Raw genomic sequence first — 26964 nt, forward strand, 5'->3', positions numbered from 1 at the left:
ACCGGAAGTGACGGATGTCAGGAGCCGGTCGGCGTGGCAGGTGCGGTCCGCTCCCAGGCCGCCCCCACACCTTCGACGACGGGTGCGCGCCCGAGCAACGGACGCCACCACTCCGGGTGGCGCCGGTACCACTCGACGGTGTCGACGATGCCTTCCGACCATGCGACCCGGGGCGTCCAGCCCAGCTCGCGGCGCACCCTGCTGGAGTCGAGCAGGTAGCGACGGTCGTGACCGGGCCGGTCCGGCACCGTGGTCTTCAGCTCGTCGCCGAGGCCCAGCGCGTCGAGTACGGCGTCGGCGACGCCGGTGACGTCGACCTCGGTGCCGCTGCCGACGTTGTAGGTCTGCCCGACGACCCCGTGCTGCACGACGGCGTCGATCGCCGCGGCATGGTCGTCGACGTGCAGCCACTCGCGCCGGTTCGACGCCGAGGCGTACAGCGGCAGCGGCCGTCCCTCGAGCGCCCGGGTGGCGAACAGGGGGACGACCTTCTCCGGGAACTGGAACGGGCCGTAGTTGTTGGCGCAGTTGGTGATGGTCACCGGCAGGCCGTAGGTCTCGAAGTAGGCGCGCACGGCGTGGTCGGCGCCCGCCTTCGAGGCGTTGTAGGGCGTCCGCGGGCGGTACGGCGACTCCTCGGTGAAGGCGGCGGAGGCGTCGGCGTCGAGCGGGAGGTCGCCGTACACCTCGCAGGTGGAGATGTGGTGGAAGCGGCCGACACCCACCTGCCGGGCGGCTTCCAGCAGCCGCTGGGTGCCGATGACGTTCGTCTCGAAGAAGTCCCCGGGCCGCAGCACGGCCAGGCTGTTGTGGGACTCGGCGGCGAAGTTCACGATCACGTCGACGCGGTGCTCGCGCAACAGCTCCTCGACGAGCGAGGTGTCCGCGATCGACCCGTGTACGAGGTGGACCGAGTCGAGTCCCTCGACGTTCGAACGCACGCCCGCGTAGGTGAGCAGATCGAGGGCGACGATCCGGTCCGCAGAATGTGTGCGACGCCAGTAGTGGATGAAGTTCGATCCGATGAATCCGGCGGCGCCCGTCACCAGAATCGTCGCCATTTTTCCTCCAGTAGAGATCGACGACCGGAACATCCCACGGTTCCCGATCTGTCGTACACCCCTGACGACCCCTATCCACCCGCTCCGTCCGGGCGCCTGTGCCGCCCGCGTCCCCTACCGGGGGCCGGCGACCGGTATCCCGTGGCGCTTACCACCTGCTCACGGCCGCGGGTATGACAGATCTCAGAGCTCACCCGTGTGTGTCCGGAATCACTGAACTCCAGAGGTGTCGTCCACAGAAGAGCATCTCCACGCCAATCGGAGTTCACTTGATCAGGTGAAATGGTCCGGATAGCCTCAGCTTGGGATGACTTCGGCGGTGCTGAGGTGTTCGTGCGGCTCTGTCGACGTCGCGCATGTGTACGCTGGGGGCGAATAACTCGATGCTGGTCGAACGAGCTGAAGCATTCTCCCGACTGTCGACCGTTTTCGACACGGTGTCGGCGGACCGGGCGGGGCGTCTGGTCCTGGTGAGCGGGTGCGAGTCGAGTGGCAGGACGTCACTGCTGCGCCGGTTCACGGGCCGCGCGGCGGACCGCGACGCACTCGTGCTGACCGCGGCCGGATCGCATTTCGAGCGCGGCATCGCCGGTGGGCTGCTGTGTCAGCTGATGAGCGATCCCGCGCTTCCCGACGCCAGTCGCGAATCGGTGGAACGGTTCATGCTCGACGACTCGCCCGAGGGCGAGAGCGCGGTGCTCCGTCCCGAGCTCGCGCTCACCGCGCGCGGGGTCGCGATCGCCCTCACCGAGCTGGCCGCGGCGCGGCCAGTCGTGCTGGTCGTCGACGACGTCGAGCTCGCCGACGAGATCAGTATGCAGGTCCTGCTGTACGTCCAGCGGAGGATCGCCTCCGCGGCGGTCCTCGTCGTCATCGCCGAGGTCGACCCTCCCGATCCCGACTTCGCCGCCCTGCGCGGTGGCCTCTGCCGGTTGGGCGGGGTCGAGCGGATCCGGATCGCACCGCTGACGGTGTCGGGGGTGCACCAGCTGCTCGCCACCGAACTGGGCGGGGAGTACGCCCGGTCCCACTCGGCCGGGTACCACCGCGCCACCGCGGGCAACCCGCGGTTGGTCCGGGCGCTGGTCGCCGACCACCGGCGGGCCCGGGAACCGCACGTCGGGGTGCGGAGCGGGCCGGCGTACCGGGACGCGCTGCTGACCTGCGTGCACCGCGGCGACCCGGTCCTGCGGGAGGTGGCCAGGGCGGCCGCGGCGCTGGGCGAGCTGGCGAACCCGTCGCGGATCCGGCGGCTGACCGGCGGGTCCGCGGAGGCGGTCGACTCGGCACTCGCCGCGCTGGCCCGGATGGGGGTGCTCGGCGACTGCCGGTTCCTGCTCCCGGCCGGTCGCACGACCGTGCTGGGCGACCTGTCGCCCGCGGACTCGGAGACGCTGCAGCGCCGGGCGGCGTCGGTGCTGTTCCAGGACGGCGCGCCCCTGCTGGAGATCGCCGATCGGGTGCTGGCGGGTGGTGTGCCGTGCGAGCCGTGGTCGGTACCGGTACTGCGGGCAGCGGCCGAGGAGGAGCGGGTGGCCGGCAGGCCTGCGGCGGCGGTGAGACTGCTCTCCGCGGCGCTGACCGGCGCCGAGGACGCCGCGGACCGCGTCGTCGTCCTGACCGCTCTGGCTGCGGTCCTGTTCGACACCAAGCCGTCCCGGGTGATCGGGTTGATACCCGAGCTCCAGCTGGCGTTCGAGCGCGGCGAGCTGACCCCCGAGGAGGCGGCACAGCTGCTCCGCTATCAGCTGTGGAACGGTCAGGAGGCGGACGCCCGCCGAACCCGCCGGATGCTCGACACGGCCGACCGGTCCACCGGCGGCGCAGGCGGCAGGCTGCTCGCCGTGCGGTGCTGGACGCGCTGGATCCACCCCGGGGTGGAACAGGTCGACCTGTTGGAACCACCGTCGGACGGCGCAGCGGAACGGATCCGCGCGGGTGCGGCCGCCATGCTTCGCCGCTCGCGGCTGGACCGCGGCCCGATCGAGCACGACGCCCTGGCGCTGGGAGCGTTGCTGCGGCTCGGCGACGTGGACGAGGCCGCCCAGTGGTGCGACCTGCTGCACGAGGAGTCGGTCTCCGGCCGGTCCGCTCGGGCGTCCGCGGTGCTGTCCTGCGTCAAGGCCGAGATTGCGATCTGCCGGGGCCGGGCCGGCACCGCGCTGCACCACGCACAGGAGGCGCTCGAGACCCTGCCCCGCGCCTGCTGGGGCGCCACACTCCCGGCGCCGCTCGCCCTGTCCGTCGCCGCGTCGATCCTGCACCGGCCGGGGTCTCCGCCCGCGGAGACCCTGCAGATCCCGGTACCCGACTCGGCCCGCCGGACCTGGCACTGGCTGTCCTACCTCAGGGCCAGGGGAGCGGCACACCTCGTCGCCGGACGGCTACGCGCGGCGCGGGCCGACGTCGAGGCCGGTGGCGAGATGGCGATCCGGTGGAAGGTGGACCTGCCAGCGCTGATCCCGTGGCGCAGCGACCTCGCCGAGGTGCACATCGCACTCGGCAACCTGGACCGGGCCAAGCACCTGCTGTCGCTCCAGCTCTCCCGACCTACCGGTGAGGTCGGGCACGTGCGCGCGCGCAGCCTGCTGCTCATGGCCACGTGCCAGGAAGGCGGGGCCCGGCTGGCGTCGTTACGTGCGGCCGCCGACACCGCCGCCGCCTGCGACGACCAGCTGACCCGGTGCCGCGCCCTCGCGATGCTGTCCGTGGCGCACCACGCCAACAAGGAAACCGCCGTCGCCGCGGCGACCGCGGGCGAGGCGATGGCGGTCGCCCGGGAGTGCGAGGTGGAGGACCTGTGCCGTCAGTGGATGGCGGACGGCGCCCCCGCCGAACCGGGGCCGCCGCGACCCCCGGCCGCCGAGGCCGTCCCGGCGTGCTCGGACGCCGGGCGGGACACGCTCAGTGACGCCGAGGTCCGGGTGGCCAGGATGGCTGCGGAGGGACTGAGCAACCGGGAGATCAGCCGCAGTCTCTACATCACGGTGAGCACCGTCGAGCAGCACCTCACCCGCTCGTACCGGAAGCTCGCGATTCGCAGCCGGGCCGAATTGCGGGGGGCCATCGCCTGAGGAACAGCGGCCCGCCCAGGCCCGGGTGGGGCCAGAGCGGGACCCCGCCGGGGTGAGGAAGCCGTTGGGTCTACCGAGGCACCGCGACCGTACAGGTCGCCGATACCACCCGAGAACTGGCGGGGCGACGCGATGCTCCTGCCCGCAGGTCTGCGCAACCAGGTCACCACCCCGGCGGGCTCCATTCTGCTGCCGCTGGGGAGCAGGCCGGCGTTCGCCCGCCCGGCCCACCTCGACCCCCACGTGATTCACCTGCCCGCCGAGAGCGAAGACTTCCTGTTGTCCACTGTCGTCGCCAGCCTCACCCTGCTGCGCCCCGCCGGCCACGATTCCCACCTGGTCGTCACCAGTTTCCACCGGTACATCTCGTTCGCCTCCGGTCAAGGATGTCACCCGGTCTCCACCCCGGTCCGACAGGTCCTCGACACGTTGATCCGTGACCCCAGTGATCCCCGCGGACTGAGCGACTGGGGATCCCTGCTCGGCGTGAACCTGGATGAACTACGAGAGACCTTCACCGCCGAGGCCGGCAGTACCTTCCCCGTCTGGCGGGCCCGGCGTCGGATGACTCACGCCCGCACGCTGCTCGCCGGCGGTGACCCACCGAGCATCGTGGCCCGGCGCACCGGATACACCCGGCCCGCGAACTTCACCCGTGCCTCCACCACGGCGCACGGCGTCAGTCCTCGCCAGTACCAACAGCAAACGCGCCGATTGGAGGGGACGGTCAACGTTCCCGCCCGTAGGACGTCGGCTCCGGCACATGTCCGGCGGTGTGTCACGGGGCGTCCTGACACGCCCCTCCGTTGCTGCGGTCCCCGTCACTGAGCGGGTTGCCTCTCCCCGAGGGGGAGGCCCCAGACTGGATCGCATGCTTACGATCGGAGAGTTCGCTCAGGTCACGGGGTTGACGATCAAGGCGCTGCGGCACTACGACGCGCGCGGTCTGCTGGTGCCGGCTGAGATCGACCCGGTGAGCCGACGTCGCCGCTACAGCGGCGGGCAGCTTCACGACGCCGTCCTGGTCAAAGCTCTGCGGTCGGCCGGGATGCCGGTCGAGTCCGTGCGTCACGCGCTGCAGCAGGATCCTGCGGGGGCAGTGGAGCGCTTCCGCAACGAGGTGGCCGCGGCGCGTGCGGCGCAGGACCGTGCGCTGGCTGCGGCTTCCCGACTTCTCACGGGTTTCGATGGTGAGGTCACGTTCTCCGAGTGCGAGGTAGCCGCCACGCACGTCGCGGCGATCGTGCAACGGCTACCCACCGACGAGCAGGAGATGCAGACCGCGGCGACGGCCGCCGAGGACGAGGCCATCCATGCCTACTACGAGCTGTTCAGCGTGCTCGAGCAAGCGGGTTGTCGCCCTGACGGTCCGGGCTGGACCCAGTTCGACAGCGTCGACGACGACCCTGACCGAGTCGAGATGAGCTTGTGCTGGCCACTGCCGGACCCGGCGCCGCGGCTTCCCGGCCAACTCGACGGCGTGACGGTGCGCAGCGGCGCACGCCCGGCCGGCCGGGAACTGATTGCCCGGATGGACTGCGGCGAGGACGCCCAAGCACCTGAGGGGCTTCCGCACCCGGCTCTGGTGGCGCTGATGGCCGAACTCGCCCGTCGGGAGGCCCGTGGTGTCGTTCGCGACATCGGTTCGGTCCGTCAGTTCGTCGCGCCCGATCGGAACGGTCGGATCATCGTGCAGCTGGCGGTGCCGCTGATCTGACGGGTGTGCTCCGGGCGCTCCCGGCCGGTGACTCGGTGCAGCCGCTGGTGCGCCTCGTGGGCAGGGCTCCGCCGGTTGTGGCCGAGCCGGCCCCGTGGGATCTCACCCCGGTCGCGCTGCCGGTACACGTCCACCTCGGTCAACGCATGATCTAAGGTAAGCCGAACCTAAGGAGCATGCAATGAAATTGATCGAGAAGCTGGCCGCTCCCGTACTGGTGGCCGGGTTGATGGGTGGTCTGGCCGCGTGCGGTGGAAGCGCCGACGGGGGCGGGGCCGGACAGGCGGGCGGGAGCGGGGACGGCGCCTGGACACCGGTGACCGTCACGCACGCCTTCGGCGAGACGGTGATCGAGGAGAGGCCCGAGCGGGTGGCCACCGTGGACTTCGCCAACCAGGAGGTGCCGCTGGCGTTCGGCATCGTTCCGGTCGGGATGTCCGAGATGACCTGGGGCGACGACGACGGCGACGGCATCCAGCAGTGGACCAAGGACAAGCTCGACGAGCTCGGCGCCGAGACCCCGGTGCTCTTCGACGAGACCGACGGCTACAACTTCGAGGCCATCGCCGGGACCGAGCCCGATGTGATCCTGGCCGGGTACTCCGGGATGACCGAGGACGACTACAACACGATGAGTGAGATCGCCCCGGTGGTCCCGTACCCGGACGAGCCGTGGGCGACCGAGTGGCGCGACTCGATCCTGCAGAACGCCAGGGGTCTGGGCCTGGAGGCCGAGGGCAGGCAGCTCATCACCGACCTCGAGGGCACCATCGCCGCGGCGGTGGCCGAGCGGCCCGAGCTCGAGGGCACGACCGGGATGTTCCTCACCCACGTCGACCCCACCGACCTCAGCGAGATCAACTTCTACAGCGCCGCCGACACCCGCTCGAAGTACCTGGTCGACCTCGGTATGGAGATCGCGCCGAGCATCGTCGAGGCCACCGGTGACAGCAGCAGCTTCCGGGGCTCGATCAGCGGCGAGCGGGCCGACGAGCTCGCCGACGTCGACGTGATCGTCACCTACGGCGGTCAGGAGCTCATCGACGCGCTCAAGGGTGATCCGGTCCTGTCCCAGCTGCCGGCCGTGCAGAACGACGCGATCGTCGTCCTCGACGGCACCACGGCGATCGGGACCGCGGCCAACCCCACCGCCCTGTCGATCCCGGCCCTCGTCGACGAGTACGTCGGACTGCTCGCCGACGCCGCGGCGTACACCACGAGGTGAGTACGCCCGCCGCTCCGGCCGAGGCGCCCTTCGCGTCCGCCGCCGCGCTGCGCCGGGCGCGGCGGGTACGCGGTGCCTGGCTGGTCGCACTCGTCGGTGCACTGGTCGCGGCCTGCGTGCTCTCGGTGGCCCTCGGTTCGCGTGACGTCACCTGGCCCGAGATCTGGGGCGGGGTCACCGGCGGCCCCGGTTTCGCCGAGGCCGCCGTCGCCAAGCGGGTCCCGCGGACCGTGCTCGCGGCGGTCGCCGGCGCGGCACTGGCGGTTTCCGGGCTGGTCCTGCAGGGGATCACCCGCAACCCGCTGTCCGACCCGGGGATCCTGGGCATCAACACCGGTGCATCGCTGGGGATCGTGACCGGCATCGCCTGGTTCGGCCTGACCTCGGCGACCAGCTACATCTGGGTCGCCATCGCCGGCGCGGCGGTGACCGCCACCCTGGTCTGGTTCGTGGGCTCGCTGGGGCACGGTGGCGCCACCCCGCTCAAGCTGACTCTGGCCGGCGCCGCGACCGCCGCCGCGCTGTCCTCGTTCGTGACGGCCGTGGTACTGCCCCGTCCCGACATCTCCGAGAGCGTCGTCTCCTGGCAGATCGGTGGGGTCGGTGGGGCCACCACGGCCGGTCTGTGGCAGGTGACCCCCTTCCTGCTCGTCGGCGCGCTGATCAGCCTCTGGTGCGCTCGTGGGCTGAACATGCTCGGACTCGGCGACGACCTGGCGTCGGGCCTCGGTGAACGGGTCGCCCGGACCAGGGTCCTGGCCGCGCTCGGTGCGGTGACCCTCGCCGGTGCCGCGACCGCCGTCACCGGGCCGATCGGCTTCGTGGGGCTGGTCGTCCCGCACTTCTGCCGGTTGCTCGCCGGGGTCGACCACCGCTGGCTGCTGCCGTTCAGCGCGATCGGGGGCGCCGTCCTGCTGATCGTGGCCGATGTCACCGGCCGGCTCATCACGCCACCGGGCGAGGTCGACGTCGGGATCATCACCGCGATCGTCGGCGCCCCCATCTTCATCGCCGTCGTCCGGTACAGCCGGGTGCGTGAGCTGTGAACCGCCCCGCTGCGGTATCGACGCGTCCGGGACCTCGCGTCGCGGGGGCCCACGCCACCGACCTGGTCAGGAGCCGGCGCCGGTCCCTGCAACAGCGACGCCGGTGGGTCATCACCGCGCTCAGCCTGCTGGTGGGCGGTGCCTACTGCGGTGCCCTCATGTTCGGCGACACCGTCTACTCACCCGCCGAGGTGTGGGCGGTCGTCCTGGGGAACGACGCACCCGGCGCGCAGTTCGTCGTCGGGCGGCTCCGGCTGCCCCGGGCGACGCTGGCGCTGCTGGTCGGACTGAGCTTCGGCCTGGCCGGGGTCACGTTCCAGACGTTGCTGCGCAACCCGCTCGCCAGCCCGGACGTCATCGGGATCACCGAGGGCGCGAGCGCGGCCGCTGCGGTGGCCATCGTGAGCTTCGCGTTGAGCGGCCTGGTCGTCTCCTGGCTGGCCGTCACGGCCGGGATCGGGGTGACCCTGACGATCTACCTGCTCGCCTACCGCCGTGGTGTCGCGGCCGGGGCCCGTCTCGTGCTGATCGGTATCGGTGTCGCGGCGGTGATGCAGAGCGTCGTGGCCTGGCAGCTCGAGCGGGCGACGAGCTTCGAGTTCAGCCAGGCGCTGCGCTGGCTGACCGGCAGCCTGAACGGGGCGGTCTGGCGCGACGTCGTCGTGGTGCTGGTGGCCCTGGCCGTCCTCGGGCCGATCGTCCTGCTCCAGAGCCGCAACCTGGTCATCGGTCGGCTCGGCGACGACGCCGCCTCCGCGCTCGGGGTGCGTGTCGAGCTCGTCCGGTTGCTCACGATCGTGTGCGCGGTCGGCCTGATCTGCTTCGCCACCGCCGCGTCCGGGCCGATCGCGTTCCTGGCCTTCCTCGCCGGGCCCGTCGCGGTGCGCATCATCGGCCCCCGCGGTTCGCTGTTGGTGCCCGCCGCGCTGGTCGGTGCCCTGATCACCCTGCTCGCGGACCTGGCCGGGCAGTACGCCTTCGGCCACCGGTTCCCGGTGGGTGTGGTCACCGGCATCCTCGGCGCGCCCTACCTCATCTACCTGATCATCCGCATCAACCGGACCGGAGGCACCCTGTGACCAGTTCGGCGGCCGTGTCGGCCCAGCCACGGCTGGAGATCGAGAACCTGACGCTCGGTTACGGGGACCGCGACGTCATCCACGACCTGGACCTGGTCGTCGAGCCGGGCAGGGTGACCGCCATCGTCGGCCCGAACGCCTGCGGGAAGTCCACCCTGCTGCGCTCGATGACCAGGCTCCTGGCACCGCGCAGCGGGCAGGTGCTGCTCGACGGCCGGGAGCTGCACTCGATGCCGGCCAAGCAGCTCGCCCGTCGACTGGGGCTGTTGCCGCAGTCCCCGATCGCGCCGGAGGGCATCACGGTGGGTGACCTGGTCGGTCGCGGCCGCCATCCCCACCAGCGGGCGTTCGCGCGATGGTCGTCGGCCGACGACCGGGCCGTCGCCGCGGCGCTCGATGCCACCAACACCCTGGAGATCATCGATCGCGCCGTCGACGAGCTCTCCGGCGGGCAACGTCAGCGGGTGTGGATCGCGATGGCGCTCGCGCAGGAGTCCGAACTGCTGCTGCTGGACGAGCCGACCACGTTCCTCGACGTCAGCCACCAGGTCGAGGTCCTCGACCTGCTGACCGACCTGAACGCCGCGATGGGCACCACCGTCGTCATGGTCCTGCACGATCTCAACCTCGCCGCCCGCTACGCCGACGTGCTCATCGCCCTGCGCGACGGGCGGTTGCACGCCTCCGGGGCGCCCGCCGACGTCCTGCAGCCGGCACTGGTCGACGAGGTGTTCGGGATGCCCAGCACCGTGATCGAGGACCCGGTGTCCGGCAAGCCCCTGATGATCCCGATCGGGCGCCACCACGCCGACGGCGCCGGAGCCCGGCGCGCGGCCCCACGATCGCGACTCCCCGACTGAGACCGGTGGCCCCCCGACGCGCTCCGCGCTGGTCCCGCGGGTGTACCGCACCGGGCCGGCTGAGCGACCGGATCGTGTCCGGGACCAGGGGCCCTGGTGGCCTGGGATGCGGGCGCGGTTGCGGGGTCGCTCGGGAGTTGTACCCGTCGACCGGACCGAGTGACCGACTGGCAGTCCGCGCCCCGCGGTCGCTCAGCCGGGACGGTGGGCCCTGCTCCCCGGGACGGCGGCGAGTGCGGCAGCCGTCGTCAGACACAGGAGCGCCGCGATGAGCAGCGGCGGGCCGAGACTGACGTGTTCGGCCACAGCTCCGGTGACCACCGGCGTGACGACCGCGCACACCGACCCGGTGACGAGAGCGGCGGAGAACGCGGCCGCCGGTTGTTCGGGAGCGCGTAGGGCGGCCCAGATCGGCAGGACGGCCGAGCCGACCGTGTTCGCGGATCCGAAGATCAGTGCTGAGCCGAGGACGGCGGTCGGTGAACCGGATCCGACTGCCAGCAGCGCCAGCGATGCGGCCGTCAGCACCAGCGAGCAGGCGGCGAGCGGCCCCGGCCGAAGGCGGCGCACGAGCGTGCCGGTCCAGAGACCGGAGAGCCCGGCGAGCCCGACGGGGGTGAACACGACGGGGCCGGCGGCAGGACCCAGCCCGCCTCGTACGGCGCTGTCGGCGGCGTAGGTGAAGTACGCCGTCGCACCGACGAACAGGACGGCGGCGAAGGAGAGCGGACCGAGAATGCGCTGAACCGGTGGCCTGCTACGGAGGGGCGGCGGGCCGATCCGTTCGACGTGCGGCACCCAGCGGAGGTTGAGAGCGGTGGCACACACGGCGAGGCCCGCCAGCACCGCCCAGAACCAGCGCCAGGACAGCCACGTCGACGACGCGAGGGCGAGCGGTCCGACGGCGAGCAGCCCCGCGGCGGCGCCGGTGGTGATCCACGCGAGGAGGCGCGGCCGATCCTGGGGCCCTGCGACCTGCGTGGCGATGTCCACGGTGAACCGTGGCACCGCTGCTCGTGCTGCCGCATCCGACTTCTCCGGTGCCGCCGGTCCGGTACAGCCCGGTGACTCCTACCGGGTCCCGTCGCGGGGAAGCCGTCACGGCGGCGCCCGCGCGGAGAACCCGGCCGGATCTGCTGCCGGTACTCGGCCTCGGCGACGACTGCCCCGCCCGGCCACCGGACGTCGCCGACCGGACAGCGGCTCGTCACCCACCTCGGGCAGTACGGCTAGCGTTCCCGGGATCCCGCCAACCGCCACCCGACGGCCTGCTCCCGGGTCCGCCAGTACTGCGCGTACGGCCCGCCCCGCTCGACGAGCTCGTCGTGCGTGCCCTGCTCGGCGACCCCACCGTTGCCGTCGAGCATGACGATCCGGTCGGCGGTGCGGATGATCTGCAACCGGTGCGCGACCACGACGACCGTGTGGTCGCGCCGCAGCTCGTCGAGCGACCGGCCGACGGCCTCGTCGTTCTCCGCGTCCAGTGCCGACGTCGCCTCGTCGAACACGACGACCGGGGCGTCCTTGAGCAGCGCCCGCGCGATCGCGACCCGCTGCCGTTCCCCACCGGAGAGCAGCACACCACCCTCGCCGACCTCGGTGTCCCAGCCCTCGGGCAGCCGGGCGACGATCTCGTCGACCCGGGCGCGGCGGGCGGCGGCCAGCACCTCGTCGTCACCGGCGTCCGGACGACCGAGCCGGATGTTCTCCCGGACCGTCCCGTCGAACAGGTAGACGTCCTGGAAGACCGGCGCGACCAGCTCGGCGACCTGGGCGCTGCCCAGCTCGGGCAGCGGTACACCGCCGATCGAGACGGTCCCGGCGGCCGGGTCGTAGAACCGGGTGAGCAGGCGCACGATCGTCGACTTGCCGGATCCGGAGGGGCCGACGATCGCGGTCAGCGACCGCTCGGGCGCGGTGAACGACAGCCCGTCCAGCACGGTGGGGCCGCCGTACCCGAAGCGCACCCGGTCGAACCGGACCTCGTGACCGGACGGGCGGGGCGGTGCCCCGTCCGGCTCGGGCAGCGACGGCTCGTCGACCAGCTCGTCGAGGTGGTCGAGGGTGTGCCGGGCGGCGGCGATACCGGCGCCGAGCACGCCGGAGTTCACGATCGGCTCGGTGAACCGGACGGTGAGCACCAGCAGGCCGACCAGGGTGGGGACGGCGAGGGACCCGCCCAGTGTCAGCCACACGCCGGTCACCAGGACCGCGACCACGGACAGGTGCACCACCACCGCGAACAGCGCCGCCGCACCGCCGGTGCTCAGGTGCGTGCGGCGGGCCGAGGCGTGCCGGCGTCCGATGGCGTCGTCCAGCAGTGCGCGGGCGATCCGGTTGTCCGCCGCGGTGCGCAGCGCGGGCTGGTGCCGCGCGTACTCGACGATCCGGGCGGACGCGTCCGCTACCGCGGCGGTGTGCTCGCGCTCGGCGGCCGCGGTGCTGCGCGCGATCGCCCGGTAGGTGAGCCAGACGAGCGGGATCGCGACGAGCAGGACGAGCGCGATCCGCGGTTCGACCAGTGCCGTCCCGAGCAGCACCGTCGCCGGTGTCACCAGGGCGTTGACCAGCGGCTGCACGATCACGTAGGTGGTCGCGGCGACGAAGACCAGTCCGCGGGTCGCGACGTCGGCGGCCCGCCCGGTCCGGTCCGCGGCGACGAACCAGCCGATCGGCAGCTCCGCCAGCCGGTCGCCGAACCGCTCCAGCAGCGACGCGAGCACCTCGGCGGCGGTGGTCCGGGCCCGGCTCCCGGCGACCGCGCCGAGCACCGCGTACCCGGCGGCGACCGCGACCAACCAGCCCGTCCAGTAGACGGTGGCGGACCGGTCGCCCTCGAACAGCGCACCGAGGAACGGCACGAGCAGCACGAAGCCCAGGCCCTGCAGCGCCGCACAGGCGACGAACAGCACGACGAGGATCCGCAGCCTGCGCCCGACCTGCGGTGACACCAACGCGCTGAGCCTGCCGACCAGCGAGCGCGGGCGGGGTGCGGCGCTCACCGGGTCACCTGCCCGGCACCGGCCCCGGCGGGGGCCGCCGGGTCGGGTTCGTGCGACCGGATCCGTTGCTGGCGGTCCCACAGCTCGCGGTAGGTGCCACCGGCGGCGAGCAGCTCGTCGTGCGTGCCGCGCTCGACGATCCGGCCGGCGTCGAGCACCAGGACGGTGTCGGCGCCGGTGATCGTGTGCAACCGGTGCGCGATGACCAGCAGGCTCCGGTCGACGACCAGCGCGGAGATCGCGTCCTGCACGGCCGCCTCCGAGTCGGGGTCCAGCGCGGCGGTCGCCTCGTCCAGCACCAGCACCGGCGCGTCGGTGATCAGGGCACGGGCGATCGTCAGGCGCTGTTCCTCGCCGCCGGACAGGTGCGCGTCCTCACCGATCACCGAGTCGTAACCGCGGGGGAGTCGCTCGATGCGGTCGTGGATGCGGGCGGCGCGGGCCGCGCGCACCACCTCGGCGTCGTCGGCGTCCGGCCGGGTGAGCCGGATGTTGTCGCGGACCGTGGTCCGCAGGACGTGTGCGTCCTGCAGGACGAACCCGGTCTCGGTGTAGAGCCGGGCCGGTTCGATGTCGCGGACGTCGGCCCCGCCCAGGGTGACCCGGCCCTCGTCGACGTCGTGGAAGCGGGGGAGCAGCCGGGCCAGTGTGGACTTGCCCGATCCGGAGGGGCCGACGAGTGCGGTGACGGTGCCGGGACGGCAGGAGAGCGTGATGTCGTGCAGCACCCGGCGGCTGTCGTCGTAGCCGAAGGTCACGCCTTCGTACCGGACCTCCGCCCCGTCCGGCCGGACCGGGTGCTCGGGGCGGCTCTGCACCGGTTGCGCCAGGAATCCGGCCACCGAGTCCCGCGCCTGCAGCGCGGTGCGCATCGACTGGCCGGTGTACCCGAGCTGCAGCAGCGGCGCGGTCAGCCCCAGACCCAGCACCATCGCGGGCAGCACGTCGACCGGGGCGACGGCACCGCTGCCGGTCAGCCAGGCCCCGACCGCCGCGAGCTAGGCCAGCACCACCGCCGGTGCGGTGACCACGTCGACCAACGACTGCATCGTCGCGGTCTCACCCATCCACCCGCGGTAGAAGCGCAGGAAACGGTCGGTCTCCCGGGCGTACCCGGCGTGCCGGCGGCGCCCCTGGCCGAAGCTCTTGACCACGGCGATGCCGTGCACGAACTCGATAGTGGCCGAGTTGAGCCGCTCGACCGACTCGTCGTAGCGGACCAGCTGCTCACGGCTCCCGGCCATCATCACGGCGTAGAGGACGACCGTGAGCACCAGCGGGACCAGGCAGGCCAGCGCCATCCGCCACTCGGTGGCGAACAGGTAGCCGAGCGACAGCACCGGCACGACGACGGCGACCACGAGGTCGTGCACGGCGTGCCCGGTGAGATGGTGCAGCGCGGACACGTCGTTCTCGACGGTCTTCTTGACCGAGCCCGAGGACCGCCTGCCGAACCAGCCCAGCGGGAGCCGGTCGAGCAGATCGACCAGGCGGACCCGCACGTCGTGCTGCAGCCGGGCGTCGGTCAGGTGGCCCACCATGATCGAACCCCAGGTGGCGGCGAACGACGCGGGCAGGGCGACGGCCGCCACGGCGACGATCCACCACACGCGCTCGGCGTCCACCGGCCCGCCGTCGACGGCCGGCCACAGGGTGCGGGCCAGCTCGACGACCGCGACCAGCGGGACGACCGTGCCCGCCGCCCCGACCGCGGCGAGCACGACGATCCAGCCGATCCGCGACCGCACCGGCGCGAAGAGGTCAACCGCGGGGGAGGGGACGGTGCCGGACACGGCCACCCACCTTCGTCGAGGATGTTATTCGTACAGCGTTCTAATTCACCGTAGTGGGGTCGCGCCGGGTCGGGCAAGGCGGGGTGATGGGGCAGACTGACCCTCCGATCACCACCGGAGGGAGCGCGACCGATGGGCCGACGGGCGGCCGGAACGCCGTACCACCTGGGACTCACGCCCGATCGGATCGTGGCCGAGGCACTGGTGCTGACCGGGCGTGGGCACCTGCTCGGCTGGTCATTGCGTGAGCTCGCCGACCGGCTCGGGGTCACGGTCTCGGTGATCACCCACCACGTCGGCAGCAAGGACCGGTTGCTGCGGGCGGTCGTGGAGGAGGCGCTGTCCGGCCTCCGCCCGCCGCCCGAGGACCTGGAATGGGACGCCTGGTTCCGCGCGATGCTGCTCGAGATCCGCGCGCCGCTGCGCCGCTACCCGGGCACCGCCAAGTGGGTGCTGCTGCACGGCCCGACCTTCCCGTCGATCATGCCGATGATCGACACCGGGGTCGGGGCGCTGGAGCGCGCCGGGTTCGGCGACGCGGTGGGCCTCGCCTTCGCCACCCTGTTCAACAACGCCGTGATGACGCTCGCCGTCGCCGACGACCGGCTGACCGATGAGGGGGACGGTCCGCGCGACCACGGATCGGCGATGCGCGACCTGCTGGCGACCGGGGCGGGCCGGGCCGGGATGGCGGTGCTGGAGTCGACCCTGATGCGGATGTTCGCCCCCGGTACGCCCGAGGCGCACGAGACCTACTACCGGTTCGTCGTCGACACCACCATCGCCGGCCTGACCGCGGTCCGGGACGCCGGTCAGGTCAGGAACACCAGCGGCGCGAGCAAACCCTGACGGTCGAGCACGACGACCACGCCCACCGAGAACGCCCAGCAGGCGAGCACGAACAGCGCGTCCGAGACGTGGAACCGCACGACCCGCCGCTCGGTCCGGGCCGGGTACGCGCCGAAGGCGCGGGCGTCCATGGCCACGGCCACCCGCTCGGCGTGCCGGATCCCACCGGCGAGCAGCGGCACGGCCATCCGCCCGGCCCGGCGCAGCGGGTTGCGGTCGGCGACCCCGCGGGCCCGGTGTGCGGCCCGGATCACCTGCAGCTCCTGGGCGAAGCGGTCGACGAATCGGTACGAGGCGATCGCCCCGTAGCCGTAGCGGTAGGGCACCCGCAGCGTGCGGATCATCGCGCGGACCAGGTCGGTCGCCTCGGTGGTGAGGCCGCCGAGGAGGGTCAGCGCCATCAGGGCCGTCATCCGGAGCGCCGTGGACGCCCCCGCGTACAGCGCCGCCGACCGGACCTCCACCGGTCCGAGCGTCACGGTCGAGGGATCGGCATCGACGAGCGGGCCGCCGGCGAGCAGGGTGAAGCTGACGGTCAGCGTCGCCACCAGCAGCACGCCGATACCCAGACCGGCGGCGAACCGGCGCAACCCGATCCCGCCGCCCACCGCGATCAGCCCGATCGCGGCGAGGAGCAGCACCCCCGGCACCCACGGGTCGCGGGTGAAGCTCACGAACACCATCACCGGCAGCGGCCCGGCGATCTTCGCGAGCGGGTTGACCCGGCGCAGGAACCCCGGTCGCGATACCGGGAGGGGTCCGGTCACCGGTCCGTCCCCGGCAGGTCGGCGGTCCGGTACGCCCTCGACCAGGCCGGGTCGCGACCGGACAGTGCGCGGGCGAGGCGGCGCACCGGCGGCGGCCGCAGCCCGGCCGCGTCGAGCAACCGGTCGTCGGTGAGCAGCTGCCCGGTCGGTCCGTGCGCGAGCAGCCTGCCATCGCGCAGCACCGCGAGGTGTCGGGTGTGCTCGGCCACCAGCTGCAGGTCGTGGCTGACCATCAGGACGGTGGTGCCCTCGTCGTTCAGTTCGGTGAGCAGGCCCATCAGCTCGGCGGCGCGGGCCCGGTCCTGTCCGAAGGTCGGTTCGTCGAGCACCAGCACCTGGGGTCCGGTGATCAGGGCGCTCGCCACCGAGAGCCTGCGCTTCTCACCGTGGGAGAGCAGCCACGGGCTCTGGTCGCGGTAGCGCTGCAGGTCGAACCGGTCCAGCGCGGCGGTGACCCGCTGGTCCACCTCGTCCGGATCGGTGCGTCGGACCCGGAGGCCGTGGGCCAGCTCACCGGCCACCGTCGGGGCGAGGAACTGGTGCTCGGGATTCTGGAACACGAACGCCACGACCGCCGCGACGTCGCGGGCACCGGATCGCCCGACGTCCAGACCGGCCACCTCGACGGTGCCGGGTGGGGGCGGCCGCACTCCGGCCAACGCCTGGGCCAGCGTCGTCTTCCCGGCCCCGTTCACCCCGGCGACGGCGAGCAGGTCACTGGCCTCGACGGTCAGCGACACGTCGCGCAGGACGGGGTCGCGGCCGCGTGCCGGGGAGACCGTCAGGCCGCGGGCCCGCACGATCGGACGCGGGTGCGGGTCCGTGACGGTGGACACCGGGGAGGCGACCGCGGTGGCCGGGCGGTGCGTGGCGCCGGCCACCGGATCGATGGGAGGGGCCGCGCCTGCTGCCCGGCCGGCCGCCGGCGTGCCGGGAGGGGCCGCGAGCCCAGCCCGGTCGGCGACGGGATCGGCGGGAGGGAGCGTGACCGGGTGGACGTCCGGGCGGGCGGCGAGGGCGTCCGCGAGATCGTCGAGGGTGACCGGTGGCGGGTCGATCCGGATCCCGGCACCGGCGAGTCGCCGGGCGAGCCGGACCGCCGTCGGCAACCAGACCCCGAGCCGGGCGAGCCGCTCGTGCTCCTCCCGGAACACCTGCACGGTGCCGCCCTCGGTGACCGGCCGGCCCTGGCCGTCCAGCACGACGACCCGGTCGGCGATCTCCACGACGTCGTCCAGTTCGTGCTCGACCACCAGCACCCCCAACTCGGACGCCGGGTCCCGGCGGAGCCGGTCGACCAGCCGGTACAGCTCGGCGGAGGCGTGCGGATCGAGGTTCGCGGTCGGTTCGTCGAGCACCAGCAGCCGCGGGCGCAGGGCGAGCGCGCAGGCCAGCGCGAGCCGTTGCCGCCCGCCGCCGGACAGCACCCCCGGGTCGTCCTGCTCCCGGCCGGTCAGCCCGACCGCGGCGAGCGCGGCGTGCGCGGTCCGTTCGATCTCCTCGACCGGGAGGCACAGGTTCTCCGGGCCGAAACAGACCTCGTCGAAGACGGTGCCGGTCACGACCTGGGCGTCCGGGTCCTGGAAGACCAGCCCGGCCCGGGGCGGCCCACCACCCGGGGCGGGGGAAAGGACCACGGTGCCCTCGAGGTCGGCGGGGACGCTGCGCGGGACGAGGCCGCCGAGGGCGAGCGAGAGGGTCGACTTGCCACAGCCCGACGGGCCGAGCAGCAGCACGACCTCACCGGCCCGGACGTCGAGATCGACCCGGTCGGGCCGCCAGTGGTCGGCCGTCTCGTGCCGGACCCGGACCCCGCGGGCCCGCACCAGCGGCGCACCGGCGCCGGTCACGGCAGGTCCGTGCCCCGATCCGTCACCCGCACCCGCTGCGGCCGGTCCGCCGGTCAAGCGGGGGTGACGCGCTCGCGCCGCGCGGGCGCGATGCCGGTACGGCCGAGGGCCCTGGCGATCAGCACCGACAGGTACGCGGCCAGGACGCAGCTGGCGATGGTCAACGCCACTGCGGCGAGCATGACGGGCACCGGCATCTGGTCGAGCCCGTAGGTGGTGTAGGTCGGGATGAGGCCGATCACCGCGACCAGCAGACCGGTGCCGGTGAACAGCCACGTCGGCCAGAGCCGGTAGCGGGTGACGAGGAACGGGATCTCACAGAGCACCCCCCAGAGCACCCCCTGGAACAGACCCATCCAGCCGAACGGGGTGAGCGGCACCGTCACCAGTCCGGCGATCACGCTGGTGAGCAGGCCGACGCCTGGACGGCGGAGCAGGGCGAGCGCGGTGAACGGCGGCAGCAGCCACGCGCCCATGAGCGAGAGCACCAGCAACGGTGCCGTCGCCATGAAGGCGATCGTGACCAGATTGGCCGGGACCAGAACGATTCCGAGGGCCACTCCGAGGGCGCCACAGGTGAGAATGACGCGGGTACTCGAAGAATTGCGAGACACAGTGGACTCCACACGATTCGGTGTTCCGGTCGACGACGACCGGAATACTGGCCAGGCCGTACAGGTTAGTCAAGGCTCACCTGACCTGTCGGCGTTTGGGTTCACTCGTAAAGCCTATGATCGCACCGTGCTTCTCACTATATGGGCGAGTTGCGCTCGTCATCGCAGCGGAGGGTAGCCATCACCCCACTGTGGGTAGGGTCGGCTATTTAAGTGCTGAGGGTTCCATGTCGGCTGAAATCGTCGGTGGCGACAGTTCTGCACCGGTCGGTGCGGTCGCTCCCGGGAGTGCCGATGACGAGCTCGGGATGCGTTCCCTGCGCTCCGAGATCGCGTTCGGTGGGCTCCGCAGAGGGGACCGTCGCACCCGACGACGATCTGTTCGCGCTCGGTATGGACTCGTTGCGACTGATGACGTTTCGGAGCGGGTGGCGACGACGGGGGATCACCGTCGACCTGGTCGCGCTGGCCGAGAACCCGACGCCGCGCGCATGGTGGCGGTTGCTCCGCGACGCCACGCCCGGCGTGGTCCCGGCCCCCACCGAGCCGTCGGGTACCGATCCCGCCGCACCGTTCGGTCTGACCCCGGTCCAGCAGGCGTACTGGGTGGGGCGCGGTGACGGCCAGCCGCTGGGCGGCGTCGGCTGCCACGCCTACCTCGAGTTCGACGGTGCCGGGATCGACCCGGAGCGGCTGGCGCGTGCCGTGCGGGCGGTGGTCGACCGGCACGGGATGCTGCGTGCGCGCTTCCCCGGTGACGGCACCCAGGTCATCGGGCCACCCGGCGCAGAGCCCCCGGTGCGGGTCGTCGACCTGTCCGCCGCGGACACCCGCACCGCCCGCATTGAGCGGGAGCGGCTGCGCGCGGAGCTGTCGCACCGCCGGATGGACGCGGGGGTGGGCGAGGTCGTCGCCGTCACGCTCTGCCTGCTCCCCGACGGCCGGACCAGGTTGATGGTCGAGGTCGACTTCCTGGTCGCCGACGTACTCGGCCTGCGCATCCTGCTCGCCGACCTCGTCACCGCCTACCGGGCCGACGATCCGGCCGGTCTGCCCGCGCTCGCGGTCGACTTCCCGGCCTGTCTCGCCCGGCGCGCGACACCCGACGGTGATCGCGCGCAGGCGGCCGCCTACTGGTCCGAGCGGGTGGCGGAGCTGCCGACCGGCCCGCGGCTCCCGCTCGCCGTCGACCCGGCGACCGTGCTGGAACCACGGTTCGTCCGGCGCAGCACCCGGTTGTCGGCACAGCGGTGGACCGCACTGCAGGACCGCTGCCGATCGGCGGGGATCACCCCCGCGGTCGCGCTGGCCACCGCCTACGCGGAGGTGCTCGCCGGGGCCGAGCACGTGCTGGTGCACGATCCTGGGGCGCTCGCCGCGGCCGTCCGAGCCGTTCCCGCCGGGATCCGGATCGTCGAGGTGCGGACCGACCGGCAGGAGCAGGCAGCGTTGCGCCGGAGGCTGCGTCGGGTGGTGTCGGAGGTTCTGGCGGGGCGCTGAGGGGGCGGCGACCCGTGAGTCGGCGCGGCAGATGCCGTCGCGTCGGCTCACCGGGACCACGGGCGTGATCGCCCGATGTCCGTACCGACCAGCGGGGACGGCCTTCACCTGCGGCCTTGCACCGGAGCGCGACCGGCTCGTGAGGTGCACAGCCGCCACCCGTGGGACTCCGCACCGCCGGGAAGCCGGGCACCCCGGGATGGGGGAGCACCGGATACCCCCCGCCCGGCCGCCGCGGTGGCGGCCGGGCCGGCGGCTCACGACCGGCGGATGTTCGCCCGGACGGCATCGAGGATCGGGGTGTCACCGCCGGTGAGCTCGAGGATCTGCCGGGAGATCCGGGGCTCGTGCAGGAGCGCGGCGAGGGTGTCCGCGACGTCCTGGCGGGTCACGGTCTCGTGGATCTGCGCCGGGCCGAGCGCGACGGTGCCGCGGCCGGGCTCGTCGAGCAGGGCGGCCGGTCGCAGGATGATCCAGTCGAGTCCGCTGCGGGTGAGGGTGACGTCGGCGTCCTTCTTCACCGCGATGTAGTGGTCGAAGTCAGGGCCGAGGTCCCGTTCCCGCCAGGCCTCGGGGAACACCGAGACCAGCACGAACCGGTCGACGCCCGCGATCCGCGCGGCCTCGACGGCGGTGCGGGCACCGTCGCCGTCGATCGCGGTGGTGGCCTCCCGGCCGGCCCCGCCGGCACCGGCGGTGAACACGATCGCGTCGGCGTCACCGACGAGCTCGGCCAGCCCGGCCGGCGAGAGGGTCGTGAGGTCACCGAACCGCGGTTCGATCCCGGCGGCGCGCAACGTCTCTCCCTGCTCGGCCCGGCGGACCAACCCCGACACGGCGTCACCGCGGTCCTGCAGGGATCGGGCGAGGAGCCCGCCGACGCGACCGGCGGCTCCTACGACGAACACCTTCATGATCGTTCCTTTCGGCGGGTTCGGCCCGCGGGTGGTCGGTGTGCGGGCTGCGGTGACGGCCGGACGCTCATCCGGTGAGCTTCGCGATCAGTGCGCGGGCCGCCTCCGCCGACGACGCGGGGTTCTGGCCGGTGATCAGCAGGCCGTCCTCGACGACGTGGGAGCTCCAGTCGGCTCCTGCCGAGTAGTCGGCACCGAGCGCGATCAGCTCGTCCTGGACGAGGAACGGGACGACGTCGACCAGCCCGACCCCGGCCTCCTCCCCGTTGGTGAACCCGGTGACCGTTCGGCCGCGCACGAGCGGCGTGCCGTCCTCGTCGGTGACGTGGCGAAGGACGCCCGGGGCGTGGCAGACCAGTGCGATCGGCTTCCCCGAACGGATCGTCTGCTCGATCAGGCGGATCGAGGCGGGGTCCTCGGCGAGGTCCCACAGCGGCCCGTGTCCACCGGGGTAGAAGACGGTGTCGAAGTCCTCGGCCGAGACCGAGTCGAGGCGCACCGTGTCGGCGAGCGCCGCGGTGGCGGTGGCGTCCGCCTCGAACCAGCGCGTGTCGTCGGTCCGGAACTCCGGTTCGTTGCTCTTCGGGTCGAGGGGCGGCCGGCCACCTGCCGGCGAGGCGAGGGTGATCTCGTAACCGGCCTCGGCGAACCGGCGGTACGGGGCGGCGAGCTCTTCGAGCCAGAAGCCGGTCTTCCGGCCGGTGTCGCCGAGCTGGTCGTGCGAGGTGAGGACGATGAGTACCTTCATGTCTTTCTTCTCCTTGTCGTAGACCGGTCGTCTAGTCGATGACACTCTGCGGCGACCGTCGTCGGTGCAGAGATCCTCAGGCGAGATGGAGGATGTGCGTGGTCGCTGTCAGCGCGTTGTCCATCGGTGCGCGGCTGCGGTGGATCTTGGCCATGATGCTCGCCCCGAGCCACAGGGCGTAGAGGGTCTGCGCGGTCTGCTGCGGGTCCCCGTCCACGGTCAGTGACCCGTCGGTGATGCCTTCCTGGATCGTCCGCCGGATCCGCTCGATGATGCCGGTCGTTCCCTCCCCGAGTGCGAGCCGCATCGACTCGGAGAGGTCCGCGACCTCGGCGCCGAGCTTCACCGCGAGGCACCTGCCCTGGCACTCCTCGACGCTCTGCGTGGCCTGCCAGTGCCGCCAGTAGGACATCAGCCGGTCGGCGGCCGATACTCCGGGCCGGGCCAGCAGATCGTCCATCTCGGCCAGGTAGTCGGTGAAGTAGCTCCTCAGCATGGCCTCTCCGAACGCATCCTTCGAGGAGAACCAGTGGTAGAACGAGCCCTTGGGTACACCCGCCGCGCTGAGCACCTCGTTGATGCCGACGGCCGCCCAGCCGCGGCGTGCCATGATCAGCTGAGCGGTGTCGAGGATGTGCTGTCGGGTGTCGGTCGGGGCGGCCACGACACCACCATACCGTCAGTAGACCAGTCGTCTAGTCGGTGGTCGTGTCTGCTGCGCCACACCGTCGGGGATCGGGCGCCCGAGCCGGTGCGCGCCGCCCGGACACCGACCCCCGTCGGTGGGCGCCGTGGCGGCCGAACCGCCCACGGCCCCACCGGCCTCGCTCAGATCTGACCGATCGGCTCGCGCTTCTCGGACTGGAACGTGTCCTCGCCGCGCCCGTACGCCCAGTACGCCGACAGCGACAGGCGGGACCGCTCGATCCCACGCTCGTCGGTCAGGTACGGCCGCAACGCCTTCATCGCCCCACGCTCACCGTGCGCGAAGACCTGCACGTCCCCGTCCGGCCAGTCGAGGCCGCGGACCGCGTCGACGAGCAGCGTGGTCGTCCCCGCCTCGGCGCCGTCGCGGTGCAGCCACCGCACGTCGATCCCCTCGGGGGCGGTCAGGTCGAGCTCGTCGGCCGCGGAGTCGACCTCGATCAGCGCAATCCCACGGGCCTGGGCCGGCATGGCCTCCAGTGCCGAGGCGATCGCCGGCAGCGCCGACTCGTCCCCGGCCAGCAGGTGCCGGTCCGCGGCGGGGTCGGGGGAGTAGCCGCCGCCGACCCCGCCGAGGACGACCGGGTCACCGGGCCGGGCGGCGGCCGCCCACGGTCCGGCGACCCCGCTGTCGCCGTGCACGACGAAGTCGATCCAGATCCGGCCGTTGGCGAGATCGAAGCGCCGGACGGTGTACGTGCGGGTCGAGGGCAGCTCCTCGACCGGCAGCCGCTCGCGCAGCTCGGCCAGGTCGTAGGGCGGGGTGAGGTCCGACCCGGCCGGGCGGAACAGCATCTTGGTGTAGCTGTCGGTGTGCCCCTTCGCGGCGCTCTCGGCGAGGTCGGCCAGCGCGGGCCCGCCCGCGACGATGCGCACCATGTGCGGCGAGAGCGGTACGCGTTCGAGCACCTCCAGCACGATCTGCGGCCTGCGGGTGCGGGTTCCGGGAGCAGTCATCGGGTTCCTTTCCTGGTCGGGCGTGGTTCGGGGCGACCATGATCGTCCGGTCCCGCGTGCCGCGGGTGCTCGTCGCCACCGCCCACGGCCCACCGCCCGAGGTGCGACACACGGAGAGCCATGACCGTCCTTCTCGCTGGGTGGGCGGCGCCCGGGGCGGGTGACCCGGGACCCGGTCCTGGGATCAGGTTAGGCAACGCTACATCCGGCGGGGACGCGGAACCCGGCCCGTCCTGCGCGGCCGGCGCCCGGTCGCCCGCCGCCGAGCCGACGACCTTCCCATAATTGAACCTGAGCACGGATTCAACTAGCGTGCCGGGACAGGGCGGCCGCCGGCGGCCCGGTCCGCCGGAGGGAACGCATGGACGTCACGGGGAAGGTTGCCGCGATCACAGGTGGGGCGGGCGGTATCGGCAGCGCCATCGCGCGGCGCCTGGTGGAGCGCGGCTGCCGGGTGGTGGTCTCCGATCTCGACGGTGACCGCGTCGAGGAGGTCGTCACCGGGCTGGCGGCGACTGCGCCCGGCCTGGTCGCCAGGCACGTGGGTGACTGCGCGGACGAGACCGACCTGGCCGGGCTGCTCGCCGAGGCGGACCACCGGTTCGGGCCGGTCGATCTCTTCGTCGCCAACGCCGGTGTCGGGCCGGTCGCCGGCCTCGACGCATCGGACACCGAGTGGAGCACCGCCATCGAGGTCAACGTGCTCGCGCACGTCCGGGCCGCCCGGCTGCTGGTGCCCGGCTGGCTGGAGCGCGGCGGGGGCCACTTCGTCGCCACCGCGTCCGCGGCCGGGCTGCTCACCCAGATCGGGTCACCGACCTACTCGGTCACCAAGCACGCCGCGGTCGGGTTCGCGGAATGGCTGTCGGTCACCTACGGCGACCAGGGGATCGGGGTCAGCTGCCTGTGCCCGATGGGCGTCGACACCGCCATGCTGCGCGGCGATCCGGGGGCCGACGACGAGTCGACCCGGCAGGCGCTGCGGGCGGTCACCGACGCGGGCCGCGTCCTGGAACCGCTCGACGTCGCCGACGAGCTGCTGGCCGCTCTGGGGGACGGTCGGTTCCTCGTGCTGCCCCATCCCGAGGTGCTGGAGTTCTACCGGCGCAAGGGCGCCGACTACGACCGGTGGCTCTCCGGGATGCGGCGTTACCGGCAGAGCCTGACCCGAGCGTGACCTGAGCCCGGCCTACCCGACGGAGAGACCCACCGTGGACTTCACCCCCAGCACGCGCGCGCTGGAGTACCAGGAGCGCCTCCTGGCCTTCATGGACTCCCACATCTATCCCGCGGAACCGGTGTACGCGCAGCAGATGGCGGCCTCCGGGGACCCGAACCACCGTCCGCCGATCCTGGAGGAGCTGAAGGCCCGGGCGCGCAGCCGGGGGCTGTGGAACCTCTTCCACCCGCACGAGCGTCCCGACTGGGGGGCGCCCGGGCTGAGCAACCTCGACTACGCACCGCTGGCCGAGATCATGGGCCGTAGCCCGCAGCTCGCGCCGGAGGCCACCAACTGCAACGCTCCGGACACCGGGAACATGGAGGTGCTCGAACGCTTCGGCACCGATGAGCACAAGGAACTGTGGCTGCAGCCGCTGCTGGCCGGTGAGATCGCCTCGGCGTTCGCGATGACCGAACCGGACGTGGCGAGCTCGGACGCCACGAACATCGAGCTGCGGATGGTTCCCGACGGTGACCACTACGTGCTCAACGGCCGCAAGTGGTTCGCCTCGAACGCCCTGCACGCGCACTGCCGGGTGCTGATCGTGATGGGCAAGACCGATCCCGACGCGGCGCCGCACCGCCAGCAGTCGATGATGGTGGTGCCGCTGGACACCCCCGGGATCACCGTTGTACGGGCGCTGCCCGTCTTCGGCTATCTCGACCGCGAGGGGCACGCGGAGATCCTCTTCGAGGACGTCCGGGTGCCGCGGTCCGCCCTGCTCGCCGGGGAGGGTGACGGTTTCGCGATCGGCCAGGCCCGCCTCGGGCCGGGCCGGATCCACCACTGCATGCGCTCGATCGGCGCCGCCGAGCGGGCCCTCGATCTGATGATCGACCGGGCCCGGGAGCGGGTGACGTTCGGCCGCCCGCTCGCGGAGCGGTCGAACATCCAGGACTGGATCGCCGAGGCCCGCATCGACATCGAGATGGCCCGGCTGCTGACGTTGAAGGCGGCCTGGCTGATGGACACCGTCGGGAACCGCGAGGCGCGCACCGAGATCGCGGCGATCAAGGTCGCCGCGCCCGCGGTGGCGCTGCGGGTGATCGACCGGGCGATCCAGGTGCACGGCGGAGCCGGCGTCACCGGGGACTTCCCGCTGGCCGCGTTCTACGCCCATCAGCGCACGCTGCGGCTGGCCGACGGCCCGGACGAGGTGCACAAGCGCACCATCGCCCGGATGGAGCTGCGCCGCGTCGAGTCCGCCGGCCGGGCCTGATGGCCACCGCCCCGGCTGCCGGCGGGCTCGCCCCGGGAGGCGACCCGGTCCGGGGCACGGCATGGGCATGACCGGCTCCGGCGCGGCGAACACCGAGGGGCCCGCCGACGACGTACCGCCACTCGCGGACACGTCGGGGATCCGGGAGCCGACGACCCGCCGCGGCGCGCGCACCCGGGCATCACTCGTGCGGGCCGCCCGGACGGTCTTCGAACGGGACGGGTACCTCGCGGCCCGGCTCAGCGACATCACCGCCGAGGCCCGCTGCTCGATCGGGACGTTCTACACCTACTTCAGCGGCAAGGACGAGATCTTCGCCGCGGTCCTCGAGGCCGCGCAGGACGACATGCTCCATCCCGGCATGCCGCACGTCGCCGACGACGACGACCCGGCCGCCGTGATCGAGGCCAGCAACCGGGCCTATCTCGTGGCGTTCCGGCGCAACGCGAAGCTGATGGCGCTGATGCACCAGGTGGCCGCGGTCGATCCGGCGTTCCGGGAACTGCGCCGCCGCCGGGGGCGGGCGTTCGCCGAGCGCAACGCCCGACGGATCGCGGAGCTCCAGCAGCGCGGACGGGCCGACCCGGAGATCGATCCGCTGCAGGCGTCGTACGCGCTGTCCGGGATGGTCAGCCGGATGGCGATGGACCACCTGGTGGGGGAGAACGCCGACCTGGAGGAGATGGTCACCGTGCTCACCCGGTTGTGGATCAACGGTCTGCGGCTCACCGACCGGTCCGGGCGGCCCGCCCGGTGAGCGGC

General features: G+C 72.6%; 24 protein-coding genes. 12 read left to right on the forward strand and 12 right to left on the reverse strand.

The genetic code is table 11. The annotated features are described in order from the left end of the window. Positions 1–17: 17 nt before the first annotated feature. A complete protein-coding gene (gene rfbB / locus AB0J24_RS17935) occupies positions 18–1061 on the reverse strand; it encodes a dTDP-glucose 4,6-dehydratase (protein WP_358682626.1) in 1044 nt (347 codons plus the stop codon). 383 nt (positions 1062–1444) lie between these two features. Here rfbB and AB0J24_RS17940 point away from each other — a divergent pair, with 383 nt between their 5' ends. From AB0J24_RS17940 to AB0J24_RS17970, 7 genes are all read left to right on the forward strand, one after another. Next, a complete protein-coding gene (locus AB0J24_RS17940; RefSeq protein WP_358682628.1) occupies positions 1445–4135 on the forward strand; it encodes a helix-turn-helix transcriptional regulator in 2691 nt (896 codons plus the stop codon). A gap of 132 nt (positions 4136–4267) precedes the next feature. Beyond that, entirely contained in the window at positions 4268–4963 is a 696-nt protein-coding gene (locus tag AB0J24_RS17945; protein WP_358682630.1) for an AraC family transcriptional regulator, read from the forward strand. A gap of 43 nt (positions 4964–5006) precedes the next feature. Next, complete coding sequence (locus AB0J24_RS17950; protein ID WP_358682632.1) at positions 5007–5852, forward strand: MerR family transcriptional regulator; 846 nt, start codon at positions 5007–5009, stop codon at positions 5850–5852. A 181-nt stretch (positions 5853–6033) separates the two neighbouring features. Further along, positions 6034–7077: an iron-siderophore ABC transporter substrate-binding protein gene (locus AB0J24_RS17955; protein ID WP_358682634.1), complete on the forward strand. Its 1044-nt coding sequence runs from the start codon at positions 6034–6036 to the stop codon at positions 7075–7077. After that, positions 7074–8123, forward strand: a complete 1050-nt coding sequence (locus AB0J24_RS17960; protein WP_358682636.1) for an iron chelate uptake ABC transporter family permease subunit — start codon at positions 7074–7076, stop codon at positions 8121–8123. The genes AB0J24_RS17955 and AB0J24_RS17960 overlap by 4 nt, the downstream gene beginning before the upstream one ends. Before the next feature lie 131 nt (positions 8124–8254). Next, complete coding sequence (locus AB0J24_RS17965) at positions 8255–9202, forward strand: iron chelate uptake ABC transporter family permease subunit (RefSeq protein WP_358682638.1); 948 nt, start codon at positions 8255–8257, stop codon at positions 9200–9202. Beyond that, positions 9199–10062, forward strand: a complete 864-nt coding sequence (locus AB0J24_RS17970) for an ABC transporter ATP-binding protein (protein ID WP_358682640.1) — start codon at positions 9199–9201, stop codon at positions 10060–10062. Before AB0J24_RS17965 ends, AB0J24_RS17970 begins: the two co-directional genes overlap by 4 nt. 192 nt (positions 10063–10254) lie before the next feature. Here AB0J24_RS17970 and AB0J24_RS17975 read toward each other — a convergent pair whose 3' ends face one another. The 4 genes from AB0J24_RS17975 to AB0J24_RS17990 form a co-directional block, all read right to left on the reverse strand. Further along, positions 10255–11070 (reverse strand): hypothetical protein, encoded by an 816-nt coding sequence (locus AB0J24_RS17975; RefSeq protein WP_358682642.1) that lies wholly within the window; start codon positions 11068–11070, stop codon positions 10255–10257. A 221-nt stretch (positions 11071–11291) separates the two neighbouring features. Next, on the reverse strand, positions 11292–13064 hold the full coding sequence (locus AB0J24_RS17980; RefSeq protein WP_358682644.1) for an ABC transporter ATP-binding protein: 1773 nt from the start codon (positions 13062–13064) through the stop codon (positions 11292–11294). Further along, positions 13061–13996, reverse strand: coding sequence for an ABC transporter ATP-binding protein (locus AB0J24_RS17985; RefSeq protein WP_358682646.1), 936 nt, complete (start codon positions 13994–13996; stop codon positions 13061–13063). Before AB0J24_RS17985 ends, AB0J24_RS17980 begins: the two co-directional genes overlap by 4 nt. Before the next feature lie 66 nt (positions 13997–14062). After that, a complete protein-coding gene (locus AB0J24_RS17990; protein ID WP_358682648.1) occupies positions 14063–14857 on the reverse strand; it encodes an ABC transporter ATP-binding protein in 795 nt (264 codons plus the stop codon). A 189-nt stretch (positions 14858–15046) separates the two neighbouring features. Between AB0J24_RS17990 and AB0J24_RS17995 the strand changes: the two genes are divergently transcribed. After that, positions 15047–15706, forward strand: coding sequence for a TetR/AcrR family transcriptional regulator C-terminal domain-containing protein (locus AB0J24_RS17995; RefSeq protein WP_358682650.1), 660 nt, complete (start codon positions 15047–15049; stop codon positions 15704–15706). Here AB0J24_RS17995 and AB0J24_RS18000 read toward each other — a convergent pair. From AB0J24_RS18000 to AB0J24_RS18010, 3 genes are read right to left on the reverse strand one after another with little or no spacing between them, the layout of a single operon-like run. Beyond that, positions 15670–16473: an energy-coupling factor transporter transmembrane component T gene (locus AB0J24_RS18000; RefSeq protein WP_358682652.1), complete on the reverse strand. Its 804-nt coding sequence runs from the start codon at positions 16471–16473 to the stop codon at positions 15670–15672. The two genes, AB0J24_RS17995 and AB0J24_RS18000, sit on opposite strands and share 37 nt — an antisense overlap. Further along, a complete protein-coding gene (locus tag AB0J24_RS18005; protein ID WP_358682654.1) occupies positions 16470–18323 on the reverse strand; it encodes an ATP-binding cassette domain-containing protein in 1854 nt (617 codons plus the stop codon). Before AB0J24_RS18005 ends, AB0J24_RS18000 begins: the two co-directional genes overlap by 4 nt. A 53-nt stretch (positions 18324–18376) precedes the next feature. Further along, on the reverse strand, positions 18377–18949 hold the full coding sequence (locus AB0J24_RS18010) for an ECF transporter S component (protein WP_358682656.1): 573 nt from the start codon (positions 18947–18949) through the stop codon (positions 18377–18379). 327 nt (positions 18950–19276) lie between these two features. Between AB0J24_RS18010 and AB0J24_RS18015 the strand changes: the two genes are divergently transcribed. Further along, positions 19277–20437, forward strand: coding sequence for a condensation domain-containing protein (locus AB0J24_RS18015; protein WP_358682658.1), 1161 nt, complete (start codon positions 19277–19279; stop codon positions 20435–20437). 257 nt (positions 20438–20694) lie between these two features. Here AB0J24_RS18015 and AB0J24_RS18020 read toward each other — a convergent pair whose 3' ends face one another. The 4 genes from AB0J24_RS18020 to AB0J24_RS18035 all read right to left on the reverse strand — a co-directional run bounded on the left by AB0J24_RS18020 (position 20695) and on the right by AB0J24_RS18035 (position 23761). Next, positions 20695–21351, reverse strand: coding sequence for an NAD(P)H-binding protein (locus AB0J24_RS18020; RefSeq protein WP_358682660.1), 657 nt, complete (start codon positions 21349–21351; stop codon positions 20695–20697). Between the two features lie 67 nt (positions 21352–21418). Beyond that, the gene (locus AB0J24_RS18025; RefSeq protein WP_358682662.1) at positions 21419–22099 is read right to left on the reverse strand and encodes a type 1 glutamine amidotransferase domain-containing protein; all 681 of its coding nucleotides are present in this window, start codon (positions 22097–22099) and stop codon (positions 21419–21421) included. Positions 22100–22175: 76 nt separating this feature from the next. Further along, positions 22176–22763, reverse strand: coding sequence for a TetR/AcrR family transcriptional regulator (locus tag AB0J24_RS18030; protein ID WP_358682664.1), 588 nt, complete (start codon positions 22761–22763; stop codon positions 22176–22178). Positions 22764–22927: 164 nt separating this feature from the next. Beyond that, positions 22928–23761: a siderophore-interacting protein gene (locus AB0J24_RS18035; RefSeq protein WP_358682666.1), complete on the reverse strand. Its 834-nt coding sequence runs from the start codon at positions 23759–23761 to the stop codon at positions 22928–22930. Between the two features lie 361 nt (positions 23762–24122). On the opposite strand from AB0J24_RS18035, the gene AB0J24_RS18040 reads away from it, so the two are divergent. The 3 genes from AB0J24_RS18040 to AB0J24_RS18050 all read left to right on the forward strand — a co-directional run bounded on the left by AB0J24_RS18040 (position 24123) and on the right by AB0J24_RS18050 (position 26959). After that, complete coding sequence (locus tag AB0J24_RS18040; RefSeq protein WP_358682668.1) at positions 24123–24938, forward strand: SDR family oxidoreductase; 816 nt, start codon at positions 24123–24125, stop codon at positions 24936–24938. A 91-nt stretch (positions 24939–25029) separates the two neighbouring features. After that, complete coding sequence (locus AB0J24_RS18045; RefSeq protein WP_358682714.1) at positions 25030–26202, forward strand: acyl-CoA dehydrogenase family protein; 1173 nt, start codon at positions 25030–25032, stop codon at positions 26200–26202. A gap of 67 nt (positions 26203–26269) precedes the next feature. After that, positions 26270–26959: a TetR/AcrR family transcriptional regulator gene (locus AB0J24_RS18050; protein WP_358682670.1), complete on the forward strand. Its 690-nt coding sequence runs from the start codon at positions 26270–26272 to the stop codon at positions 26957–26959. The last annotated feature ends 5 nt before the right edge of the window (positions 26960–26964 follow it).

Origin of the sequence: Pseudonocardia sp. NPDC049635 (assembly GCF_040659795.1) — a bacterium.
Classification (GTDB): domain Bacteria; phylum Actinomycetota; class Actinomycetes; order Mycobacteriales; family Pseudonocardiaceae; genus Pseudonocardia.